The following is a 1,611-nucleotide window of genomic DNA, read 5'->3' on the forward strand; positions in this document are numbered from 1 at the left end:
TCCTTGCCGGCGTTCTCCTTGCCGGCGTTCTCCTTGCCGGCGTTCTCCTTGCCGGCGTTCTCCTTGCCGGCGTTCTCCTTGCCGGCGTTCTCCTTACCGGCGTTCTCCTTACCGGCGTGCTCCTTACCGGCGTGCTCCTTACCGGCGTGCTCCTTACCGACAGCATCCTCGCGGTTCTCTGCACCATCAGGCCGCGAGCCGCCCTCTTCACCGCTGCCTCCCTGCGGAGCAACGACAGAAGTCAGATGCGCCGCCTTGCCGGTGTTCACGGAACCGGCGGCCGTGGCCGACGCTGCGCTGGCGCTACCACCGACCGCAGTGGCGAAACCAGCAGCCATCAGAACTGCCAGCCGCCAGTGACGGCTCAGCGCCACAGACCGTGAACCGCGCCGCTTGCTCGTGCCCTCTGATCCAAACATCTGACGCACTCTCTCCTCGACGTGACCACCTGTCACCTCCTCGCTAACTACAAGGAGGTGAGGCACATAAGAGCACATAAAACGGCTCGAATTCGGGCAAACCTCGCGAATCGGTGTGTCGTTCCGCCTCGTGGGCTCATCGCCCCGTAGCTGTGAAGTGCCCCCGAAAACACTCCTAATCAGCGCTCGCCACTCCCGGAATCCAACAAAGCCGCTGCCGAACGCCGTTGCAGAACTAAGCACCAGTGGGCAGTTCATGTGACTGTCGGACTGGTGGGTCATTGTGATTGGTATGGGGCGGAGTGATCTGACAAAATGCCGAGTGGGTGCGGCTTGGAGCCACACATCTGCCGTCCGTCGGGCGACGTGGCGGTCGTGGGAGCGATCACCGAAAGGTGGTCACCCGGTCGGCAACCCGGAACTGGCCCTCATCCTCCCAAAGGTTCCCAACAGCCTGTCGAGACCGCGTCATCAACGTCCGCCGTCAAAGCCTGGATGGCGGGCCGCATCCACGGCGAGGACGGCTGCACCGTTGCAAGGGTGGGGCTGCTGCACGACAGCCGCGGCGCCAGTCTGATTTTCACCGGGGCGGACGGACACAATGAGCTTCTTCCAACTTGCCTGCGATTCCGGGTTGTTGGGGGTCAAGGCTGTACGCAACGACGAAGCTCCTAATAGACGGGGTTCTCGACCAAGATCACCCGTGTCTGCCAGGAGCTTCGCGTGCTTGCCTACCCGTCCTCGACCGATCTGTCCAGCAGCACCCTGCGGCATCTGACGCGTCAGCTCACCGCGGGGCGGCGGGAGCTCGGTACACGGTGGCGGCGACTGCCCGCCGCCGCCAGGCCCTGCCCGACCTGGCCCATCTGCGGTGCGGTGACACCTATGCCCAGCTCGCCGCGGGGGGTTCGGGATCGGTATCGCGACCGTTGACGGTCTCGGGCGACGGGCATGGTCCCCTGAGCCAGCCCGCTCCCAGTGGCACGGGGAGCGCTCTTTCGACGCCGACGACCGGCTGACGGGCCTGTCCGGCTGGTGGGTTATCGCCTCGGTGATCAGTGACGATGTGACCGAGCCCGAGACTGTCGAGGCTGGCAAGCCGTAGCCGGCGAAGGCGGTGGACGACCGGCTGATCGACGAGCTGGTGTCGCGGGCCCAGGCCCGGGGCCTGCAGCTGACCGGCGAGGGTGGG

At 65.5% G+C, this 1,611-nt stretch carries 3 pseudogenes; 2 read left to right on the plus strand and 1 reads right to left on the minus strand.

The features are described from left to right. Positions 1-269 (minus strand): annotated as a pseudogene (locus ACWGIU_RS37460) (hypothetical protein); the annotation flags it as partial. Between the two features lie 873 nt (positions 270-1,142). Between ACWGIU_RS37460 and ACWGIU_RS37465 the strand changes: the two are divergent. Together ACWGIU_RS37465 and ACWGIU_RS37470 are read left to right on the plus strand one after the other, a co-directional pair. Then, positions 1,143-1,347: pseudogene (locus tag ACWGIU_RS37465) on the plus strand (IS5/IS1182 family transposase); the annotation flags it as partial. Positions 1,348-1,536: 189 nt separating this feature from the next. After that, positions 1,537-1,611: pseudogene (locus ACWGIU_RS37470) on the plus strand (transposase); the annotation flags it as partial.

It is taken from the genome of Streptomyces sp. NPDC054840 (assembly GCF_053611065.1).